Below are 839 nucleotides of genomic sequence, written 5' to 3'. Positions count from 1 at the left end.
TCGGTCATGATTCATTCTCCGGCACCTTCGGGCAGCGAGGTGCGGAGATGGAACAGAGCTGGGTGGAAAAGGAAACGGCTGAATCCAATTTGGGTGATGCGCGGCTGAACCGACGACTTGGGGCAATGCTTGAAGCACTCGAAGAGCGGCCTGGGCAATCTTTGCCCACGGCATTTCAGGACTGGTCGAATACCAAGGCGGCCTACCGCTTCTTTTCGAATGAGAACGTCAGCGAAGACAAAATCCTGGAGGGTCATTTTGCAGCCTCCGCCTTGCGCATTCAGGCAACCGAGGGGCCTATCCTGATCCTGCAGGATACCACCGAATTCAACTTCAAACGCGCGGATCCGGAGAAGATCGGATTCACCAAGGTCTCGACTGGACGCAAGTTGAAGGATGGCCGGTTTCAGAAGTTCACGATCTGTGGCCTATTGATGCATGCCAGCCTTGCGATCACACCTGAGGGGCTGCCGTTGGGTCTGACCGCGGCGAAATTCTGGTCACGTTCCAAATTCAAGGGAACGGCGGAGCTCAAGCGCAGGGTCAATCTGACCCGAATTCCCATCGATCAAAAGGAAAGTATCCGCTGGCTTGATAATTTACGCCTGTCTACCGAACTGGCGGGTGCGCCAGACCGGTGTGTGCATATCGGCGATCGGGAAAGCGACATTTACGAGCTTTATTGCCTGGCCGAAGAACTCGGAACCAAGTTCTTGGTGCGCAGCTGCGTCGACCGTCTGGCCGAAGACGGCAAGACGACCATCGCCCAAGTGATGGAAAGCACGCCGTCCAGCGGCACGCACGAAATTCAGTTCCGCGATGCACAAGGCAAGGAGCAG

General features: G+C 56.1%; 1 protein-coding gene. It reads left to right on the top strand.

Going from position 1 to position 839, the window contains the following annotated elements; translation table 11 throughout:
* Positions 1–47 precede the first annotated feature (47 nt).
* The coding region (locus IEX32_RS20440; RefSeq protein ID WP_188773363.1) for an IS4/Tn5 family transposase DNA-binding protein at positions 48–839 on the top strand (792 nt) is incomplete at its 3' end.

Source organism: Novosphingobium endophyticum (genome assembly GCF_014640675.1).
Taxonomy (GTDB): domain Bacteria; phylum Pseudomonadota; class Alphaproteobacteria; order Sphingomonadales; family Sphingomonadaceae; genus Novosphingobium; species Novosphingobium endophyticum.
This window is presented reverse-complemented; position numbering and strand designations above follow the sequence as displayed.